Genomic DNA, 20,067 nt, shown 5'->3' on the forward strand with positions numbered 1-20,067 from the left:
CACGGCTCTACCGCTCCAACGAGGAGCGCCGCGTCGCGTTTCCGAAGTGGTTGCACTACTACAATCACCATCGCCCCCACACGGCGCTGGAAGGGCGGGTCCCAGCGGTCGCGAGTGTCAACAACGTGTGTGGGAACCACAGCTAGCGCGCGGATCTGACGCGTCCCCGGCGTACTGATCTTATCCACATGATCCTAGCCACATTGTCCAGAAATCGCACGAACCAAGTTTCCGGATTGTGAGGTGCTCCAGCACATGATACAAGTAGTGACGGAGGCGCAACCCTCCGGCGAAAAACCCGACTTCAACGCTCGGGCACCCAGTCAGGCGTACTTCGGGAGGTCTCCGGAGAACGACTGAACGGGCGGCGCAGGCGACAAGACGGTGAGAAGCCGGGCCAGGGTGAGCGCCTCCCGAACTTTCTGAGTGGGGTGAGACGCCAGCGATCGTCTCGTGATTTCCTACGCCGAGCGGTGGGGTCAACGTCATGCCGCTGACATATAAACACTGTCTCGTTGATTCGAGCGAGCGTCCGATCCTACCGTTCATGGCGCCCCATTGGCGCCGAGCTGGGGGGCCCCGCCAGATCGAGTGCCGCGGATCGGTCACAGACGTCGTCTACAACAACCATCTCTCCCCCGCGGAAGGGCTCACGCAACTGGAGCACATCCCCGTTCTGGGTTGGTTGTTCACCGCAATCTACGTTGTGGTCGCCAATGGCGTATGGATCCCGATCTCCCTCGCTCGCTTCCGGCGCCTGCGTAGCCTCGTGCGTCCTGACCTCGACTACTCGATCTTCCTGGGACCGCTCGAGTGCGAGATCGCGCCCGACCGAAACTTTGACGCAAATGCGGACTGGCGCCCGCCCATCGGACGCGACGTGCGGATCTTCGGCGAGAACGTCATCGATCTTGGGCATGACGGCGAGGCTCCCGATGATCCGCCCGACGGCAAGCGCGAGATCCATCCGATCCATTGGCTCGCATGGGAATACGACCGCTCACCCTCTAACGACTGGGTACGCTTCCGTGTCACGATCCTTTCAGACGTGAGCGGACGGTTCCCTCCGTATCAAGACTCGGGCGGACAGGGGGCACCGATCAACGCCGTCGTCCGCTTCAGCTTGGCCCACGATGTGTGGCCGGGCGTCTCGCTCAAAGGACAGGTCATCTCCGCGTCGGTTGAACACACTAAAGGACTTCCGTACCACCAGGACGCTGCCGACGGCGCCATGCGGCAGATCGACCAGGATACCTTCGAGTTCAGTTGTTCGATCCAGAGCCGTCGCGGTCTTGACGCGGAGATCTGTCAGACCACGAACCGCGCAGACAACCACGGCGGCTTCTGGGACGGGTATGTGCGCTTCCACCGCGGTGTTGGCGGCGCCGCCATCCCTCCTGCGGCCCCTCCACCCGGACGTGTAATCCGCTGGCGTGGTGACGACATGAACGCCTATCACATCCAGGTCGCGACGCTTCCAGCCGATCCGGGCGTGGGGTATAAGGGTCCGTGCGATCTCTTCAGATCAGGCTCCGGTCAGTCGGCGGCCGCGGTCTGTCGCGGCACGTGCCCGAACGGTCGCTGCCGGCTCGTGATCGAGCCGGATGGATCGGACATGATCGCGCACTGCCGCTGCCAGTAGTAGGATCGGTGCGCACCGGATCACGAGCATGCGGACCGGCCGCGGGCGTACTGAAAACACGACGATGACGGGGTGACGCTGTGGCGACACTTCGTTCCGCTGCTCGACACGATCACCGTCCAGCAGACGTTCGTCCGGCTCGGCGGCGACGTCGCGTTCAAAGAGCCGAAGACGCCCAAGAGCCGGCGGGTGGTGGCGATCCCTCCGCTGCTCACCGATATGCTCGCCCGTGCCCGCGGCAACGCTGCGTCGAACGCCCTGGTGTTCGCTCAGGTCGACGGGAAACACTCCACGGGCACGATCTCAACTGCGCGATCTTCGGGCCGTCCTGAAGCGGGCCAAGGTGCCACGGATCGGATTCCACGACCTTCGGCACTGCCATGCAAGCCATCTGCTAATGCAGGGGGTACCGGTGAAGATCGTTCAAGAACGACTCGGCCACGCGACGCCGGCCGTGACACTCGGAATCTATGCACACGTTCTGCCGCACATGCAGCACGACGCGGCGCGGGACCTGGAGAAGCGGCTCCTGGGGGTTGCGGACAGATGCTCGGAATAGCAGAGAATAGCAGAACTTGTGGTGCGCGTCGCGTGCATCGAGCGCAAGGCGTTGCCCTGCTTGGTGGGCGAGGCAGGGGTCGAACCCGCGACCTCCTCGGTGTAAGCGAGGCGCTCTACCGTTGAGCTACTCGCCCGTGACCCCAGTATAGCAGACCACCCACCCGGTCCACCGGCGAGATCGCGATGCAGACGACGGAGACTACGCGCGCACGCGCCGGACGCTGGCGCCGAGCCCGCTCAACTTCTCCTCAAGACGGTCGTAGCCCCGGTCGAGGTTCTCGAGGTTGGAGATCTGCGTCTCGCCCTGGGCGGCGAGGCCGGCGATCACCATCGCCGCGCCCGCCCGGATGTCCACCGCCTCCACGGGCGCTCCCGAGAGCGTCGGAACCCCGGTGATGATCGCCGTATCACCGTCCACGCGGATGTCGGCACCCATGCGGCGTAACTCATCCACGTAGCCGAAGCGCTTCTCGAAGATCGTTTCGCGGATGGCGCTGCGGCCCGGGACGCCCGCGAGCATCGCCGCGAACTGCGGGTGCAAGTCCGTCGCAAACCCCGGATACGGCGCGGTATCCACATCCACGGGGCGGAGCTCCCCTTCCGCCTTGACACGCACGCCTCCGGGTCCGGATTCGATGGTCACGCCGGCGTCGCTGAGCTTGGTCAGAAGCGCCGTGACGTGCTCGGAGATCAGATCCTCGACCAGCACGTCGCCGTGGGTGGCCGCCGCGGCGATCAGGTAGGTGCCCGCTTCGATCCGATCGGGGATGACCGTGTAGGTGGCGCCACGGAGCGCCGACGTTCCCTCGACGGTCACCGTGTTGGTCCCCGCACCCCGCACGCGCGCGCCCATCAACGAGAGGAACACGGCCGTATCGACCACTTCAGGCTCCCGCGCGGCGTTCTGGAGAGTCGTCACGCCGGACGTGCGGGACGCCGCGAGCATGAGATTGATCGTCGTCCCCATGCTGCTGCGAGGGACGTAGTACGTAGAGGGGCGCAGCCGCCGCGCATGCGCCTTGAGATACCCGTGCTCGGTCGCGACCCGCGTCCCGAGCGCCTCGAACCCGCGGATGTGGAAATCCACGCCCCGGCTCCCGATGACGCATCCCCCGGGCAGCGGTACCTCGGCGCGGCCGAGGCGCGCCAGCAGCATGCCGGCTACGTAGATAGAAGCGCGCATCTGCCGGCACAATTCGTACGGTGCCACGTGACCGGTCAGGCGCCGAGCATCCAGCTCGAGACGACCGGGCCCGGTCCAGTCGACGCCCACGCCGATCGATCGGAGAATCTCGAGGAGCGTGACGACGTCTCGGCAGTGGGGAACGTTCTCGATGACGGACCGGTCCTCCGCGAGCGCCGCAGCGACGATGATTGGCAAAGAGCTGTTCTTGGCCCCGGCCACTCGCAACCGACCGCGGAGCGTGGCGGCGCCCTCGATGAGCAACCGCTCGGTACGAGTGTCTTGGGCGATGTCAGCGCGAGCCAGCGGGCGTCCCTCCCATCGTGGTGCGAACGTAGCAGCGGACAAGTTCCTCCAGCAGGCGGTCTCGCTCAATCTGCCGAATCAGGGTGCGGGCGTCCTTATGGCTCGTGATGTAGGTGGGGTCGCCGGAGACGAGATACCCGACAATCTGATCGACCGGATTGTACCCCCGCTCCACAAGCGCGTCGTAGACGTACCGTAGCGCCTCCTCAACGTCCCGGAGGTGCCGTGTCCCGACCTGAAAGACTCCGGTCTTCTCGTGCTCTCCCACCGCACTCCCCCCTGCTCCGCGCAACGCGCACACCAATCGGCGCCGCCCGGTCTCCCCTCTTCCAGAGGATCCGGGAACCCCGCAAGCGCCGGCCCGCGGATGTGCCCCACGGGGCGACTTCCCGTCGCGCTCAAGCAGACGGAGGTACTGTTCGCGGGGAGGCGAACCTTTCCTCTGGCTGGAAGAAGCGCGACCCAGAGAGCCGGCACCTATCCTTAATGCAGCCATGACGAACTGTTCATCCTGCGACCGCCGAGCGCTGACTATCGGTCCGTAGAGTAAGGTGGGCGTGTACGGGCGGTACTGACTGGGTCCGACCGGCGCAGTCCTGCCGTTTGAGCGTGTAGGCGGCGCTTGATCAGGTTCAGCGGGACGCGACCCGACTCCTGTCCAAGTACTAGGCCTCTCGGCCGGAATGAGGATCGCGATCCGGAGAACGACACGCCATGTAACCCGCCGGACTCGGATCCGGTGACCTTGCGCCCGGGGACCGGCTCCCCGCTCCGCGCCCGAGTCCCGCGCCGCCGTTGGAAGACGCAGCCGTATCTATTCCTGCTACCCTCGCTGATTTTTCTTATCACGTTCACTTACTATCCGGTGTTGTCGTCGCTGGAGATGAGCCTCCATCACATGAACCCGGCGACGCACCGGCTACAATTCGTGGCATTCGGAAACTACGCGGCGCTCGCCGCCGATCCAGTGTTCGGCCAGGTCCTGAAGAACAGCGCCGTGTTCCTCTTCGGGACCGTACCGGTCACCGTGGCGCTGGCGCTCATCCTCGCGCTGCTGCTGACCCGCACCCACGCCCTGAGCACGGTGTTCCGGACCGCGTTCTTCTATCCCACCCTGCTCCCGCTCGTGGGAGCGGCGGCGATCTGGCTATTCGTGTACACGCCTGGGTACGGTCTGATCGACGTCTATCTCCGCGGGATCGTCCCCGGCGGGATCAATTGGCTTGGGAGCCCGACATACGCGCTCCCGGCGGTAATCGTGCTGACGATCTGGAAGAACGCCGGGTACTACATGCTCTTCTACCTCGCGGGATTGCAGACGGTCTCGGCGGAGCTGTACGAGGCAGCGCGCCTCGAGGGCGCCTCCGCATGGCAGCAGTTCCGGACCATCACCTTCCCGCTCCTGGCTCCCACGACGCTGTTCGTCCTACTGATCGCCAGCATCAACGCGTTCCAGTCGGTCGACCAGATCTGGGTGATGACGGGAGGCGGCCCCGACAACGCCACGAACCTGCTGTTGTTCTACGTCTACCAGGCAGCCTTCATGTTCTTCGATCTCGGCAAGGCTGCGGCGCTGACCGTCGTCTTGCTTGCGGTCCTGATGGCAATCGCGGTGGCAAGCTTCGGGCTCCTCGAGCGCCGCATCCACTACGAGGTCTGAGATGTCCCAACGCGCATCCCGCCGAGTCGCCAACGCCTCCTGGATTCTCGGGGTGGGCGCGCTCGCGTTCATCTGGGTGTTCCCGCTGCTGTGGGCGTTCGCCACGTCGGTGCGAGCGCCGGGACAGCTCGGCAGCCAGTTGGCGTCGCTCTGGATCCAGCACCCGAGCCTCGAGAGCTTCCGCGAGGCGTGGACGGACGCGCCGTTCCTTCGCCTCTACTACAATACCGCGATCGTCGTCTTCGGCATCCTAGCGATGCAGCTTGTCACGATCACACTCGCCGCCTACGCGTTCGCGCGGCTCGAGTTCGCCGGACGGGATCTGCTGTTCCGGTTGTTCCTCCTCCAGCTCATGGTCGCGCCCTCGTCACTGATCCTGCCGAACTTCGTGACGCTCAAGACCCTTGGGTTGCTGAACACGCGGCTCGGGATCATGATCCCGTACTTCGCCTCCGCGTTCGGCACGTTTCTGCTCCGACAGGCGTTCCGGGGCGTACCGCGCGACCTCGAGGACGCGGCGGCGATCGATGGCTGCAACGCCCTCCAGACCATCTGGAACGTGTTCATCCCGCTCGCGAAGCCGACGTTGATCGCGTTCTCAATCGTCAGCGTCGTGTATCATTACAATGAGTTTCTATGGCCGCTGATCATCACAGACACGGATCGGGCACGGACGGTCACCGTCGGGCTGGCGTCGTTCACGCAGTCGGCGGAGTCCGGCGCGCAGTGGAATATCATCGCGGCCGGAACCGTGGTCGTCGTGCTGCCGCTCCTCGTGCTGTTCATCTTGTTCCAACGGCGGTTCGTCGAGAGCTTCATGTATTCAGGCCTGAAAGGGTAGACAGTGGGTTCGCCTCGCGGGACCGCGGCCGCCGGCGATCGTCAATGGTATAATCACGTCGGGGCCCGTAGCTCAAGGGTAGAGCATCCGGCTCATAACCGGCGGACCCAGGTTCAAGTCCTGGCGGGCCCACCATACTTTACTAGGGTTATAGCGTGATGGGGTCGTCGGCGATCGTGCCGGAGGTACTAGCAACGGCTTAGGGTTCTCCGCACCCCCGCGTTGCGCCTCGTTCGTGCCGTGCAGAACGCCGGATGACGGGCAAGGCCTCGGCTTCGTAGCAAACCCGCCGAGGGCTATCCCTTGAGCCCCGAGTACATAAAACTCTCCACGAAGCGCCGCTGAAAGAGCACGAATACGACCAACAAGGGCAGGATGACGATCACCGTTCCCGCCGCGATGAGGTTCCACTGAGCTGCGGATTCCGCGCCCTGTGTGAACGACGCGAGGCCGACGGTAACCGTGCGCGCGCGTTCCGTATTGGTGATGATGAGCGGCCACAGGAATTCGTTGTAGTGGTAGACGATGCTGACGATCGAAAACGCCAGCAGCGTCGGTCTGGTGAGTGGAACGAACACGTACCATATCGTTTGCAACGCATTGCAGCCGTCGACCGCCGCGGAATCCTCCAGATCCCGCGGCACGTTGCGAAAAGCCTGCCGCAGAAGAAACGTGCCAAACGCCGAGGCGAAGTAGGGGACCATAATGCCAAGCCGCGTGTCTAGCAATCCCAACGTCCTGAGCGTCACGAAGTTCGGGAGGATCAGCGACGAGGGGGCCACCATGAGTTGCAGCAGGAATAGCCGAAACAGCACGTCCCGACCCCAGAACTCAAGGCGCGCGAATGCGTAGGCGGCGAGCGTGATCGTGACGAGTTGGACTGCCAAGATCCCGAAGACGACCACCGCCGTGTTGTAATACAGCCGGAGAAAAGGCGCATCGTGCCACGCATCCCAGAAGTTGCCGAGTGTGGGGTGCGACACCCACAGGGAGGCGATCTGGCCCCCCAGCTCGCCCGGCGCCCGCAGTGACGCGGAGAAGGCCCACAGCAACGGGAACAGCCAGATGAAGGCGAGCGCGCCGATGCCCGCCGTCCAGGCGGCGTCCACGATCCGGAAGGCCCAGCGGCGCGACATGCTACGCTTCGTAGTGAATCCGACGCTCGAGCACACCGAAGCTGATCGCGGCGATGAGCATCAGTGTGGCGAGAAGGAACACCGTCAACGCTGCCGCTTTGCCAAAGTTGAAGAACATGAACGCTACTTGGTAGGTGTAGAACAACAGCAGGTTGGTCGTGTTGTCAGGCCCTCCGCTCGTCATTACGAAGATTTGATCGACTGACTGGAACGCGTTGATGCTAGCAATGACGAGTACGAACAGCGTTGTCGGGCCCAGGAGCGGAAACGTAATCTGGCGGAACTGTTGCCAGGAGGACGCGCCCTCGAGGCGCGCCGCCTCGTACAGCTCTGCGGAAATCGTCTGTAGCCCCGCCAGGTAGAACAACATGTAGTAGCCGGCGTTTTTCCAGATTGTCATCACGATCACGGCGGGGAGCGCATAGACGGGGCTGCTCAGCCACCCCACGCCAGGCGGAACCAAGCCGCGCAGGTACACGTCGATCAACCCGTAGCCCGGGGTATAGACGAACAACCAGATCGCCGCCGCACCCACGAGTGGAAGCAGCGCCGGGTAGAAGAACGCCGTCCGGAACGCCGTCGTCAACGCACGCGTGCGGCTCAGCGCCACGGCCAGCGCCAGCGCCAACGCAACCGTGACCGGGACCGTGCCGATGAGAAACTCCGCGCTGTTCTTGAGCACCTGGCCGAAGATGGGGTCGCGGGCGAGCTCCGCATAGTTCGCGACTCCGACGAAGGCGAAGCGGTGCGTCACGGGACTCAGCTGCTGGAGGCTCATTTCCAGCGACGACAGTACCGGATAATATGTGAACGTGCCAAGAAACACCAGTGACGGCAGTAGGAACAGATAAGGTTGGATCCGCCAGCGGCGCCGGCGCGTCGCCTGTACAGGGAGATGGGATCCTAGCGCCTTGGGTGTCGTGGTCAACAAACAGGCGTCCCGCCACTGGGGTGGCACGCGGCCGTGCCCGTCACGGCACGGCCGCGTGCACGATGATGCAAATGGCGGTTCTCACTTCCGATGGAACAGCCGAACGGAAATCCTTAATACTTCGATAGAAGTTGAGTCGCATTCCGCTGCGCTTGGTCGAGCGCCGCTTTCACGGTCAAACGGCCGGACTGGGCCGCTTGCACTGCCGTGACCAGCGTCTGCTGGACCTCATCTTGATCGTGAACGGTCATCTGCTCGCCGGCCACGCGCAACTGCAGGGTCGCGGTCAGCGCCTGCGGCAGTTGCTGCATATAGGCTGCGAACGCCGGCGTCGAGAGTTCGGTCTTTCGGATCGGCACGTACCCGGTGCCGATGCTCCACCTGGCAGCTTGGACCGGATCCGTCATCCACGTCACGAACGTCCACGCTGCCTGTTCGCGCTCGGGCGTTGTCTTGAGCACGTACATGCTGCCGCCGCCGGTGACCGATCCCCACTGCGCGCCGGCCGGCATAAAGGCCGCACTCCAATTGAACTTCGCATTAGTCCTGATGAACGTCATGTTGCCGGTCGTCGTGTAGATCATCGCGACCTTCTGCTGGATGAAGTCCTGGGGAACCTGGCCCCAGAATGCAGGACTGGACGGCCCCGGCGGGTGCACTTTGTACTTGTTCTGGAGATCGAGGATGAACTGGACGGCTGCCTGCGTCTCGGGGGAGTTGAACTTGACCCACTTGCCGCCGACCGAATCGAAGTATTTCGCCTTCTGCTCGACGAAGAAACCTTGAATGGTCCAGGGCGATGTGTCCACAACCGGTATCTCGACGCCCCACTGGGTGGCCTGGCCGCTCGCGTCACGGATGGTCAGCTTCTGCGCGTCGGCTACGAGTTGCGTCCAGTTCTTGGGCGGACTGTTGGGATCCAGACCGGCCTTCTGGAACATGTCTTTGTTGTAGAAGAATATCACGGTACTTCGCTGGTACGGGATACTGTAGATGTGCCCGTTGGAACGGGCGTTCAGAAGCAACGCAGAGTAGAAGTCGTCGAGCCAACCGCTCGGTTGCTTCGCGATGAAATCATCCAGCGGAATGAGCGCATTCTGGTCGAGGAGGGAGTACAACTCAGGCGTGTCCAGGACGGCGACGTCCGGCGGGTTCCCGCCCACGACCCCGGTTACCACCTTGGCCATTGCCTGGACGTAGTTGCCCGCGAAGACGGGCTGAACTTGAATGGTGGGATGCGAGCGGTTAAAGTCGCCGACAATGCTCGTCATCAGATCATATAGCGGTCCCGACACACCGATCGGAAAGTCGTACGTGAGCGTGATGGCCGTCTGCGCGCGAGCACCGCCTGGGATCAAGACGACGGCCATCAACGCCGCAGCGAGGAGCGCTATCCACCTACGCCGAGCGGACATACTGATATCCCCCCTTCATGTGTAGTCCAACTCATCTACCGCGCCCATCCTGTTGTATGGATTCTTGTAGATTGTTGCGGTCCGCGAAATCGCGATACCATTTCGTCTCCGATGAATCCTCGGTGCGCAACCATGCGGGTTCGACCCATCGGATCCACTGCCCAGGGCCAGGGCCTGGACCTCAGCCGACACATCGACGCTGGCACGCTTCGGTACTCCCTCCTCTGCACGACCATCGCCGCGAACCGTCGAGGATCCGTGCACCCCTGGGCGCCCCCGGTGGCTCACCACACATTGCGTCATCTTCTTGATCACGACCTTACCGTCCTGCCTCTTGCTCACCTTCTCCACCGCCGCCCATGCGACCGGGTCCGGCGTGTCGAATGCGTTCGCTGTGGTCCATAGTCGCGATGCGGTCACAGTGCTCGGATTCCTTCTCTGTGCTGAGTCGCGTGTCGAGGCTCGGATCCGGAAACACGTAGCCCCGAGGGGATCTTCCGAACTCGTGCTTCGCGGCGGGCGCGCCTGGAGCCCGGAGGGTTCTGCGAGCCGCGCGAGAAATGTACACCGTGAACGTCACAACTCCGGGAGTCTCTTGTGAGTGGTGGCATGAAAATGACCACGGTGCGCAGTGACTCAATCGGCCAACCGGGCCGTGCCCTCAACACCGCGCGGATGCACAGCTTCGTCCTGGACTCGTCCTCGGGCCCGGGTGAGGGACTGACCAACACCGAGGCATTTCTGGGCGGGATCGCGTCCTGCGGGGTGACGTTGATCGAGAAGTACGCCCGGGACACGGGCGTCCGCGTCCCCGGCTTGACGGTTACGATCTCCGGGCACCAAGCTCCCCCGGATCCGACGCGATTCGCCACGGTCGACGTGCGGTTTGAGTTTCGCGGTGTGGGACAGGACGTGGCTGACCAACTCGTTGAAGTCTGGCGGAGCCGCTGACCCCTGTACCGCACGGTCGCGGTCGCGACCGAGTTCCGGATCCAGGTAACGAGTCGTCCCTAGGCGCGGGCAGGCGATCCCCGCCCCATTCCTAAGACCTTAGTATGCTGCTATCTCGCATTACGGAACGAGCTCTGCGTCAGCCAACCCCAACGTCAGATGGTCATCGAGCGGGATCAACGCGGCACCTCCGGGGCCGGCAGCGACTCCGGCGCGGAGATCGTGGCCGGCGCGTTCGAGGACTATCATCGTGCGACGATCGTGGGAGAGAAGACCGCGGGCGCTCTGGGTGGGGCGGTTGAGGTCCTTCTCCCGGACGGGGGAATGTCCGTCACGGTCGAGCGGCTCACGACCCCGCGCGACGCGGGTCGAGGGCGGGGGAATCTCCCCGAACGTCCCGGTGACGCTCACGGAGGCCGCCATGGAGCGTGGTGTCGACCGGCAGATGCGGGTGGCGCTTCAAGCCGCGGCAGCGTCGGGCCATGCGGCATCCCTGCCCCGGTTGGTTCGATCGGCGCGCTAACGGCCGCGCGACGCAGGTGGCGTCACACAGCGGCACGCGAGCGGCTGCCACCGCTGTCTTGGAACGCATCACGATTCCTGGGTTTCCCGGGAGTCTGTACCTGCCCCATCGGGCGCGAACTCACTTTCCAGCAGCGCCAGCCAGTTGCAGAAATCCAGCAACTGATCTGCCGTACCGCGTCCCTGCACGCCACCTGGGAGGCTGCGGATCCATTTGCGAACCCAGTGCCGCAGGCGCGCAATCACTCGCCCGGCCTCGCGCGGACCGGCAACATCCACGACGTTGCCGAATTCCTCTCGGATCACGGAAACCGCCGGCGCCAGATGCCCGGCGTCATGGACGATGCACCCGACCGGGCAGACGTCGACGCACCGCGGTGCCGGATCGAACGGCCAGCAGTGGGTACAGGTCGCAGGATCGATCCGATAGTGCGGGTGCCGATCCACGACCCGCACGTACACCACCGCCTGGTAGGGACAGGTCCCCAGGCAGGCCTTACACTCGATGCACTCGTCGGTAATCCTCAGCGCCACGGTCCGCCCATCCGGCTGGCACGGCCTGCACTCCGTCGTCATTATACGCGGCGGGATGGCACTCGTCCGGATCGCGCCTCCGGCATTGCGCGATCAGGCCGCGGCACCCCTCGTCGCCCGACATCGTCCTGCGCCGACGCGCCCGGGCCACCCCCACATAATGGTCAGCGCACCTGCGCAACTGCGCTGCGCGTCCGCGCGCCCACCTGGAGGCCAGCCGTTCGGGACGGCACTGTCACCGCATCAGACGAGGCTCGCCGCCAACAACATCGCGAAGAGCAGGTGCAACGCCGCCGTCCTACGGAGACTCCGATTGTACTCAGCGGCGGTTGAGACCCGCCACACGGCACGGATGAGCGCCACACCGAGCGGCACCGTCAGCCACGGGAGCCAAAACCACCCCTCGACCAACCCGACGCATCGCATCACGACGGGCACGATCCCCGCACCGACGAGGCAGCCGAGGTACAGCCCGCGCGTCCTGCGCTCGCCGATGCGTACGGCGAGCGTCCGCTTGCCGGCGGCACGGTCGGTCTCGAGATCACGCAGGTTGTTAACCACGATGATGGCCGTCGCCAGCAAGCCGACGGGCACAGCGGCCGCGATCGCGAGCACGCTGACGCTCCCCGCTTGCACGTAGGTCGTCCCCGCGACCGCCAGCAGACCGAAGAACAGAAATACGAAGAGCTCACCAAACCCGTGGTAGCCGATCGGCCAGGGGCCACCGGTGTACCCGAGCCCGGCGGCGATCGCGAGCAGCCCGGCCGCCACGACCGGCCAGCCGTAGCGGGCCGCGAATGCGAGTCCGACGGCGCCCGCGACGCCGAACCACACGTACGCACCCGCGGCGGCCTGCTTCGGCGTCAGCAGCCCGCTCTGAGTGGCGCGGGCGGGTCCGCGCCGGGATGTTGTATCCGCTCCGCGGAGAAAATCGAGGACGTCGTTGTGGAGGTTGGTGCCGACCTGGATGCACAGGGAAACGACGAGCGCCCCCAGTGCCCCCCACGGGCGGAACTGTCCTTGGCGCGCGGCGACGGCCGTGCCGACCAACACGGGTGCGACGGCCGCCGTCAACGTGGGCACACGGACGGCCAGCACCCACGCCCGCCACGACGCCACGTTGCACCCCTTCTTGAACACGGTCGAGGTGATTGGGGCTATCCTCCGCTCCTCGCGCGTGCGGGCACGGCCCCCCCACGCGCGGGCCCATCACCCACCGCGACGTGGATCGCCGCAACGCCCGTGAGGATGTTTCGGACTTCGATGTCCGCGAAGCCGACGTTCCGAAGGATCTCGGCAAATCCTCGTTGATCCGGCCAGCGACGGATCGACGTCGGGAGATAGGCGTACGCGTCGGGATGGCTGGCGACGATCCGTCCGACCCGCGGCACAACCGCGAAAGAGTACCAATCATAGAGCGCTCGCACGGCGGCGTTCGACGGGCGGCTGAACTCGAGGACCGCCAGCCGGCCGCCAGGCCGCAGCACGCGCCGGAGCTCCCGGAGGGCCGCCTCCGGGGACCGGACATTCCTGATCCCGAACCCAACGGTCGCCACGTCGAAGGTGGCGTCTCGAAGGGCCAACGCCTCCGCATCGCCCTCCGCGAACCGGCAGATTCGGGCCAGCCCGGCGGCCGCGGCGCGTCGGCGGGCGATGCGAAGCATCTCCTCGCTGAAATCTACGCCAAGGACGGCACCCCCTGGACCGACGCGCTTCGCCAGCAGGAGCGCCAGATCACCCGTGCCGCAACACACATCTACCGCTCGGTCGCCAAGGGATGCGCCGACCAGCCGCACGGTCCCCCGCTTCCACACCCGGTGCAGACCAGCTGACAGGAGAGTATTGGCGAGATCGTAGCGCGGAGCGATCGCCCCAAACATGCCGCGGACGTACCGGACCCGCTCGTCTTCGGGCACCAGCCCGTGCCCGACACGCACGCCCACGGAGTCCTCCCGGCGTTCGTCCGTCACCACGGTCCTCTTCCGTGACGCCGCGTGCTTCCCTCCCGTGCGCCGAACCGCCACCGGGCGTGCGTTGGCTATGAACCTCGACGCCGTGCCCGGCGCGCGGGATCCGATGGATCGCCACGGCCACCAGCAGGCGCGCACGTCCCGCCTGACTGCCCACGCAGCGTTCGCCGGCGGGCGCGGCGTTCCCCACCGCGTCGAGGGGGCTCGGGCTGCACGACGTTCCCACGGTGGCGCGCGGTCATGATCTTCTGCGTCAGGACAGTCGAAGCGAGCGCTCTTCGGACATCCGTCACGACCGCGCGCCGGGCGATCGTTGACGCGTGGGCAGTCACCCCACCCGACGGTGTGCACATGCAGCCTGGCGGGGTGACTGCCCGGAACAGGGTCTCACGCGTTCGACGCGTGTTCGACGGCTAGGTCCCCGTCTTGGCGGTCGGTTCGTCGTCGTCCGCGGGGCAGCACCGGTACTCCTGAGCCTTGTCGAGCAGATCGATCTTCCGCTTGAGCAACTGGTTCTCGAGGTCCATCCGCGTCAACTCCAGCTCCCGCTCCTTTTGCAGCTCGGGTTCGCAGATATCGCAGTCGTCCAAGCACCCCTTGACGAGCACGCCCGGCGTCGGAATCGGAGACGTCTTCTCCCACGAGAACAGCTGCGCGGCGCCGGGGGACACATTGCCGTTCTGGTCCAGCAACCCTTCCGTAACCAGGTCCTTGTCGACCTGCGCGAGCGCGGCCTTTCGCAGATCCAGCGCGATCGGGGCCTGCGCAAACACGGCGGTCGCCGCCGTCAACCGCGCGGCTCCGGCCGCCGTTTGTCCCCCGCCCTGCTCGACGGCGACGCTTGCCTGTGCGCGCTGGGCGACGTCGAGTCGGTCCTTGCCCGTCGCCAGCACGGTACTCGGGAGCACGGCCACCGAAGTCGCGGGTGGCGCCGGATTCAACGCCGCACCGGTCGGCATCAACGGGTCGTCCACGCGCCGGTCGATGCCCACCAACTCGAACCGCACCGTTTGGCATTTGTTGATGCGGTAGAAAAGAAACGTCACGGCGTGACAGCGGTTGGGATTGGTGAACGTGCGAGACGCCGACTCGTACTGGTCCTCGGACTCGCCCTGCTGATGGGTGCGCGTCGCCACTTCGCCGATCGACGTCGAGCTCGCGGCTCTGGTGCTGACTTCCATGTGGTTGTTCGAGCTCTCCGCGTGCTGCGTCAGTTGCCGCGCAACGGTGCTCGCGCCGTTGGCGTCGTACGAGCTCCCCGAGGCGGACCCGCCGATGCTGACGATGCCGAGATCGATCCCCGCGCCGCCGCCGCCGCTGACCGACGAGGAACTGAAGGACGTGTTAGTGTGCGTCGTGTCGAGCATGCTCAGATTGCTCATCGAGTAGGCCATCCCCGCGAGGTAGTAGGACTCCTCGGAGGTCGTCTGATTGTGGTACGACAGGTTCGTCTCGCTGTCAAAGCTGAAGCGCGTGTGACGATCGCTCGAGAAGAGGCGCACCTTCTCGCCGGGAAGCAGCGTGGTCGTGTAGAGTAGGTCGCCGAGCGACAACGGTCCCGAACAGCGTGTGATGCGGAACCGCAGCGTCACCTCCACGGGCACCACCTGCTGGCGGTTCCCCGCCATCACCACCGGCCGGAACGGCAGCCGGTAGCCGATGTCGAGCGTGTCACACACCACACAGGGTTCGAGGGACGGACAGCACCCCACGGTTGCCGGGGTCGTCGGAATCGTGTTGATCGCCATGTTGGTTCTCTCCTCTCTCGTCAAGGTACGTGCCGCCGTCGTGCCTGCCCAATCACATCCGCACGACCGGCGCCGCGCCGGGGAGCACCGGAGGCACGGATCCTGCTCACGCGCAGGAGGTGTGGGGCCCCCGCAGCATGACCGTTACGCTCGGCGGAAGAACCCGGTCCGCACCAGCGCCTCCGCGTCGCCCGCATCGACGGCCTGCACGGCGTGGGCTGCCGAGAACCGGTACGCTCGGCCGGTGACCGGGCCGCGCACCGCAATCGGCGACTTTTCTTGGTACTGCAACATCGCTGAACCGCGCCACGGATCCGCGCCATTCGCCACCGCGCCCCCGATGCTCGACGACCGGGCCGGCGCCGGCCACGTGACCCGAGGCGACGGCGCGGTCCCCCCGGCCGCGGGGGGTGCCGTTGCCCGCCCAGGCGCGTGCGACACCTCAGTCGCGGAGTGCGGCGCGGCCGGCGCGGGGGGGTGGATCCCCGGCGGAGTAGCCGTAGGCAACGTGGTCGTCTTGAGAGCCGCTCGCTTCTGACCGCAACACATTGTCAACCTCTCCCTTCGTTCCCGCCGCAGCGGGGGACATGATCGCAGGTGGCTGGCCGAGACGCTCGAGCAGACACGCCGCACCGGAAAGCGCCAGCCAGGTGATGATCCAATCCGAGAGCCCGCCACCGACGAAGAACGCCAGCGGCGCGGCCACCCACAGGCTCAGGCAGTAGAAACAATCCATGAGGCGGCCCAGGAATCCGCTGCCCAGGCGCACCCGCAGACGCACCACCAGGTCCGCCGGGCCGTCCTCGCTCGCCAGCAGGTGCGTGACCCGCCAGGTCGCGAGGACGGCCAGCACGAGCCGCATCCAGAAGGTCATCCGCTCACCTAGGACTTCGGCGGCAGATCGTTGCAGATGTAGATCGGCCAGATCCACCCGGTCTCGTGACGACCGCCGGACAGACTCGGGCAGATGCTGGTGTCCCAGACGTCCAAGGCGAAGAAGAAAGCACAGCATTCCCCGGGCTGACCGGTGATCGGGTCGGCCCGCTTCAACGCAAAGCCCGCCGGGGGTACCGGCAACGCCGAGGCCGCGCAGGTCGCGTCGAACATCCGCGCATCCATGACGGTCAGGGTGTTGGACTGCTTCGGCGGAATGACCATCGGTGGAGGCGAAGCGGTAAGGCACCGCGTCCCCGGATCGCCGACGCGATTGGTGCCGATCGACGTCGGACTGCTCGGCCCGGGCACGGGGAGAGCCACCGACAACAGGATCGGGGTGCACCCTGATTCGGTCCCACCCTGGCGCGTGAGCGTAAGACAGTACCCGCCGAAGTTGTCGCTGGGGTGCGTCGTGTCGCCTTCGATGATGTACTCGTCGTACGCAATGCCCTGAATCGCCAGGGGCCACGGGACGGTGCAGTCACCCGCACCGGGGATCTGGCTCAGGTTGATGACCGCGCACGGCGCCACGCCCAGGATGCCGGTGATCTCGCCGTAGATGGCTTTGTTGTCGAACCACACGTGCTGCGTGTCATAGTACTTGTTGCTCAGCGTGTCCTCGACGGTGAGCCGAAGCGTGTACTTCCCCGAGTAGCAGTTCACGAACGGAAGGGACTGGGACGCCCAAATCGGGGGGAGTTGCGGATCCACCGGGAAGAACTGCGGCGCCGGAACCGCGGGAGGCGTGACGCCGCTGACCCACCGGGTCGGCAGGAGTTGATCGTAGGACAACAGCGGGTGAGGCGGGCACGGCGGCACCGGGCAGACCTGCACGAACTGCCAGAAGCTCGTAAGGTCCGAGTAGCCGGTCTGCACCGCGGCCTGCTGCTTGGCGCTGGTGTAGTCCACCTGCCAGAACTGCGTCCACACCCCGAACGTGGGATTGTTGATGAAGTCCGCCTGATACGACAGCGTGTAGCCCTTGATCTGCTTCCCGGCGCAGATGCCCACCCACGCGTGCCCCCAGATCTCCAGCGCGGTACCGAACGAGGCGACCTGCCCGATCGACGTGTTGATTAACGGGGCGTTGGGATCGGGCCACCCCGGGGGGGTTTCGACCTGCACACCTTCGACCGCTTCGATCGAGACGCGCTGCCGGAAGATCTGAAACGTGACGGTGGCGACGCACGGCTGCTGGCCGGCCTGCGCGCTGAACACCGTGAGGCGGACTTCAACGTCGTCGGGCACCGGTGTGCTGAGCGTGTCGAGATACCCCAGCGGAGCATTCACCTTCCCGCAGGCTCCGGGCCCTCCCGGCGGCGCCGGCGGCGCGTACACAATGCCAGTCTGTGTGTAGGCCGAGGGAGGCGCCAGGGGATCCTTCCACTCGAGCGTGTAGTGGTCGCAGAAGGCGCCCGTCGCCGTGCCGACGATCTCGATGCCCTCGACGTTGGGACCGGGGTAGTACTGCTCCACCGCGCACGCGTTCATCTGCGGCTGGGTGATGGCGCAGATCAGCGGCCGGAAGCAGTCCCCCAGGCACCGCGAGAAGTACACGAGGCACCACACGACGTCCGCGAAGCTGCGGGCCCGAGCGAGGCAGCACCCGAAGCACATGGCGCACAGGCACCAGCAGCGGCAGAACCAGAAGGAGGCCTCCTGGCTGTGCGCCGCGAACGCGTCCCGGCCCAACAGGGCCTGCGCCGTGTCGACGGTGAGCAGGCGCTCAAAGATGTCGCACACTTCCTCCCGGCCTTCGAAGCAATCGATGTCGCCCGTCAGTACCTCGTCCGGGATACCGGCGCGAAACTCGACGCTGGCGAGTTGGTCGGTCAGGTAGGGCTTGTACGCCTTGGCCAGCGCCTCGACCAGCGTGCTGAAGTCCTGCCGCTGTTCCTCGGTCGGCGGGTTGGATACCGGCGTCCCGAGCGACTCCCTGATGCAGAGCCAGTACTGGTGGACGTAGTAGGTCCACGCGCGGAACGTGCGCGGACCGCGACAGACTAGCCATCCGAAGACGAAGCAACAGCGGAGGTGCGCCAGGCACCAGCGCCAGTTCTCGATCGGCCCCAGCTGTTTCCGCCCCTCGGGCGGAATCATCCGGAGCGCGACGTCCTCGGTAAAGAACTTGCCGAAGAGGCGGTTGGCCTCTGCGAGTTCGTCGGCGCAGTTGGGCGGCCGGCTTTCGGCTTGCTCCTTCAGTTGGTCAAGGTTGCCGGCCAGGGTGAGTTGTTCGGCCAGGATGGGTTGGAACGCCGCCAGCAGCGCCTTCAGCACGAACTGAAAGTCTTCGTTGTTAATCTCGGCCTGCTCAGGGGACGTGGATGCCTTGCGGGGGGACTTGCCTTTGCCGTCGCTCATGATGGGGGCCCCGTTTCTCTGTCAGACTTTGTACGCGTCACTGGTACGTCTTTCAACGACACAATGAGCGCCGCTTGTGGAATCGCGTCGAGTCTGGCGCCTCCCTCGCCACATGACTGCGACCCACATGACGCGGCCGATGAAGCCGACGTGTCCGCAACCGCCCCCTGTGGAATGGGTCGAAGATTCGACTCGAGGCAACACCCAGGCCAAAAGAAGGGCACGGATGCCCACAAATGGACTCCGTGCCGCGGTGACGCGCACTCGGCCCTTTTCGGTAACCCGGCTGACCCCGAGGGTCCCGTGGCTTTGCGTCCCCGAATCGCTTCGGGTTTGCCCGTTCGAAGGCGGTGCTGGCTATTCGGTTGTTAGCCAGATTATGCGTGGCAATCAAAATCAGTGTCAATCACCGTCGTGTGTTCGGTGCCCTCAACGCGCGCGGGCGTCCGACAAATGCTCCGGCAAGATTCTCGCAAGTCTACGCCCGCATACCCGCACACCCGCCCAGCGCCGGCCGCGGCGCGCCCCCGACCCGGCCATCCGCAGACGCCGAGCCCCAAGGTCTGCTACGATATGCGGGGAATGCAGCACGGAAGTATCGCGATAGAGGAGGGAGATCGCGATGGCCGCCAAACGCACCACGCGCCGGTCGCGCCAACAACCGACCCGCCGAACTGGCTCACGGAAAACGTCCCGCACGCCGACCGGTGCGCGTGCACCTCGCGGGCGCGCGCGCGCCGCGCGCGGCCCCGCCTCCGCGGCGGCCCGTGACCGGGCGCTCAAGGAGGATGTCCTGCACCTGCTCCAGGGACGGGGCGCACACGTGGAGTTCGAGCGGGCGGTGGCAGGGATGCCGGCAGACCTGCAAGGCCGGAAGCCGGTGGGCGTGCCCTACACCCCTTGGCAGCAACTCGAGCACCTGCGCATCTGCCAGCGGGACATTCTCGACTACGTCCGAGACCCCCACTACGTCGAGCGCAACTGGCCCGACGATTATTGGCCCGACGAGACGCCACCGTCCCCCGGCGCGTGGGACGACGCCGTCCGCGCGTTCGAGGCGGACCGGCGGGCGTTTCTCGACCTCGTCGCGAAGGCCGACCTGCTCGCGAGAGTCCCGCACGATCCCAAGGGCCCCACGATCTTACACGAAGCCCTGCTGGTGGCCGACCACAACGCCTACCACCTGGGACAGCTCATGGTACTCCGACGCGCGCTCGGCACGTGGACCGACTAGTTGTGGTTCCCACACACGTTGTTGACACTCGCGACCGCTGGGACCCGCCCTTCCAGCGCCGTGTGGGGGCGATGGTGATTGTAGTAGTGCAACCACTTCGGAAACGCGACGCGGCGCTCCTCGTTGGAGCGGTAGA

At 65.6% G+C, this 20,067-nt stretch carries 20 protein-coding genes, 2 tRNA genes, 1 pseudogene and 1 riboswitch; of the genes and pseudogenes, 9 read left to right on the forward strand and 14 right to left on the reverse strand.

Features of this window, described 5'->3' with window-relative positions:
* From VKZ50_22090 to VKZ50_22100, 3 genes are all read left to right on the forward strand, one after another.
* On the forward strand, positions 1 to 146 hold a 146-nt coding region (locus tag VKZ50_22090; protein ID HLJ62419.1), incomplete at its 5' end, for an integrase core domain-containing protein.
* A 341-nt stretch (positions 147 to 487) separates the two neighbouring features.
* Positions 488 to 1,642 (forward strand): hypothetical protein, encoded by a 1,155-nt coding sequence (locus VKZ50_22095; GenBank protein ID HLJ62420.1) that lies wholly within the window; start codon positions 488 to 490, stop codon positions 1,640 to 1,642.
* Positions 1,643 to 1,871: 229 nt separating this feature from the next.
* Positions 1,872 to 2,201: a tyrosine-type recombinase/integrase gene (locus VKZ50_22100; GenBank protein HLJ62421.1), complete on the forward strand. Its 330-nt coding sequence runs from the start codon at positions 1,872 to 1,874 to the stop codon at positions 2,199 to 2,201.
* Between the two features lie 61 nt (positions 2,202 to 2,262).
* Here the strand turns inward: VKZ50_22100 and VKZ50_22105 are convergent.
* From VKZ50_22105 to VKZ50_22115, 3 genes are all read right to left on the reverse strand, one after another.
* Positions 2,263 to 2,337, reverse strand: a tRNA-Val gene (locus VKZ50_22105).
* A gap of 65 nt (positions 2,338 to 2,402) precedes the next feature.
* Positions 2,403 to 3,650 carry a UDP-N-acetylglucosamine 1-carboxyvinyltransferase gene (murA, locus tag VKZ50_22110; GenBank protein HLJ62422.1) on the reverse strand — a complete coding sequence of 416 codons (1,248 nt, stop codon included), beginning with the start codon at positions 3,648 to 3,650 and terminating at the stop codon, positions 2,403 to 2,405.
* A 28-nt stretch (positions 3,651 to 3,678) separates the two neighbouring features.
* Positions 3,679 to 3,960: an IreB family regulatory phosphoprotein gene (locus VKZ50_22115; protein HLJ62423.1), complete on the reverse strand. Its 282-nt coding sequence runs from the start codon at positions 3,958 to 3,960 to the stop codon at positions 3,679 to 3,681.
* A gap of 471 nt (positions 3,961 to 4,431) precedes the next feature.
* On the opposite strand from VKZ50_22115, the gene VKZ50_22120 reads away from it, so the two are divergent.
* The 3 genes from VKZ50_22120 (at position 4,432) to VKZ50_22130 (ending at position 6,328) form a co-directional block, all read left to right on the forward strand.
* Entirely contained in the window at positions 4,432 to 5,352 is a 921-nt protein-coding gene (locus VKZ50_22120; GenBank protein ID HLJ62424.1) for a sugar ABC transporter permease, read from the forward strand.
* A gap of 1 nt (position 5,353) precedes the next feature.
* On the forward strand, positions 5,354 to 6,193 hold the full coding sequence (locus tag VKZ50_22125; protein ID HLJ62425.1) for a carbohydrate ABC transporter permease: 840 nt from the start codon (positions 5,354 to 5,356) through the stop codon (positions 6,191 to 6,193).
* 61 nt (positions 6,194 to 6,254) lie between these two features.
* Positions 6,255 to 6,328 (forward strand) — tRNA-Ile (locus VKZ50_22130).
* A gap of 161 nt (positions 6,329 to 6,489) precedes the next feature.
* Here VKZ50_22130 and VKZ50_22135 read toward each other — a convergent pair.
* From VKZ50_22135 to VKZ50_22145, 3 genes are all read right to left on the reverse strand, one after another.
* A complete protein-coding gene (locus tag VKZ50_22135; GenBank protein ID HLJ62426.1) occupies positions 6,490 to 7,329 on the reverse strand; it encodes a carbohydrate ABC transporter permease in 840 nt (279 codons plus the stop codon).
* A gap of 1 nt (position 7,330) precedes the next feature.
* Positions 7,331 to 8,257, reverse strand: coding sequence for a sugar ABC transporter permease (locus VKZ50_22140; protein ID HLJ62427.1), 927 nt, complete (start codon positions 8,255 to 8,257; stop codon positions 7,331 to 7,333).
* Between the two features lie 116 nt (positions 8,258 to 8,373).
* Positions 8,374 to 9,675 (reverse strand): ABC transporter substrate-binding protein, encoded by a 1,302-nt coding sequence (locus VKZ50_22145; GenBank protein ID HLJ62428.1) that lies wholly within the window; start codon positions 9,673 to 9,675, stop codon positions 8,374 to 8,376.
* Positions 9,676 to 10,290: 615 nt separating this feature from the next.
* Between VKZ50_22145 and VKZ50_22150 the strand changes: the two genes are divergently transcribed.
* Together VKZ50_22150 and VKZ50_22155 are read left to right on the forward strand one after the other, a co-directional pair.
* Positions 10,291 to 10,626 carry an OsmC family protein gene (locus tag VKZ50_22150; GenBank protein HLJ62429.1) on the forward strand — a complete coding sequence of 112 codons (336 nt, stop codon included), beginning with the start codon at positions 10,291 to 10,293 and terminating at the stop codon, positions 10,624 to 10,626.
* A gap of 159 nt (positions 10,627 to 10,785) precedes the next feature.
* Positions 10,786 to 10,974: pseudogene (locus VKZ50_22155) on the forward strand (S41 family peptidase).
* 243 nt (positions 10,975 to 11,217) lie between these two features.
* Here VKZ50_22155 and VKZ50_22160 read toward each other — a convergent pair.
* The 7 genes from VKZ50_22160 to VKZ50_22190 form a co-directional block, all read right to left on the reverse strand.
* Positions 11,218 to 11,682, reverse strand: a complete 465-nt coding sequence (locus VKZ50_22160; protein HLJ62430.1) for a 4Fe-4S dicluster domain-containing protein — start codon at positions 11,680 to 11,682, stop codon at positions 11,218 to 11,220.
* A 243-nt stretch (positions 11,683 to 11,925) separates the two neighbouring features.
* Positions 11,926 to 12,801 (reverse strand): 1,4-dihydroxy-2-naphthoate polyprenyltransferase, encoded by an 876-nt coding sequence (locus tag VKZ50_22165; protein ID HLJ62431.1) that lies wholly within the window; start codon positions 12,799 to 12,801, stop codon positions 11,926 to 11,928.
* A 38-nt stretch (positions 12,802 to 12,839) separates the two neighbouring features.
* Positions 12,840 to 13,652: a bifunctional demethylmenaquinone methyltransferase/2-methoxy-6-polyprenyl-1,4-benzoquinol methylase UbiE gene (gene ubiE, locus VKZ50_22170; GenBank protein HLJ62432.1), complete on the reverse strand. Its 813-nt coding sequence runs from the start codon at positions 13,650 to 13,652 to the stop codon at positions 12,840 to 12,842.
* A 413-nt stretch (positions 13,653 to 14,065) separates the two neighbouring features.
* On the reverse strand, positions 14,066 to 15,400 hold the full coding sequence (locus tag VKZ50_22175; protein HLJ62433.1) for a hypothetical protein: 1,335 nt from the start codon (positions 15,398 to 15,400) through the stop codon (positions 14,066 to 14,068).
* A 144-nt stretch (positions 15,401 to 15,544) separates the two neighbouring features.
* Positions 15,545 to 15,694: a hypothetical protein gene (locus tag VKZ50_22180; protein ID HLJ62434.1), complete on the reverse strand. Its 150-nt coding sequence runs from the start codon at positions 15,692 to 15,694 to the stop codon at positions 15,545 to 15,547.
* A 148-nt stretch (positions 15,695 to 15,842) separates the two neighbouring features.
* Positions 15,843 to 16,274: a DUF1360 domain-containing protein gene (locus VKZ50_22185; GenBank protein ID HLJ62435.1), complete on the reverse strand. Its 432-nt coding sequence runs from the start codon at positions 16,272 to 16,274 to the stop codon at positions 15,843 to 15,845.
* Positions 16,275 to 16,282: 8 nt separating this feature from the next.
* Positions 16,283 to 18,697: a hypothetical protein gene (locus VKZ50_22190; GenBank protein HLJ62436.1), complete on the reverse strand. Its 2,415-nt coding sequence runs from the start codon at positions 18,695 to 18,697 to the stop codon at positions 16,283 to 16,285.
* 273 nt (positions 18,698 to 18,970) lie between these two features.
* A riboswitch (cyclic di-GMP riboswitch) is annotated at positions 18,971 to 19,045 on the reverse strand.
* A 274-nt stretch (positions 19,046 to 19,319) separates the two neighbouring features.
* Between VKZ50_22190 and VKZ50_22195 the strand changes: the two genes are divergently transcribed.
* On the forward strand, positions 19,320 to 19,931 hold the full coding sequence (locus tag VKZ50_22195) for a DinB family protein (GenBank protein ID HLJ62437.1): 612 nt from the start codon (positions 19,320 to 19,322) through the stop codon (positions 19,929 to 19,931).
* Here VKZ50_22195 and VKZ50_22200 read toward each other — a convergent pair.
* The coding region (locus tag VKZ50_22200; protein ID HLJ62438.1) for an integrase core domain-containing protein at positions 19,928 to 20,067 on the reverse strand (140 nt) is incomplete at its 5' end. The two genes, VKZ50_22195 and VKZ50_22200, sit on opposite strands and share 4 nt — an antisense overlap.

The organism is bacterium, assembly GCA_035295165.1.
Classification (GTDB): Bacteria; Sysuimicrobiota; Sysuimicrobiia; order Sysuimicrobiales; family Segetimicrobiaceae; genus JAJPIA01.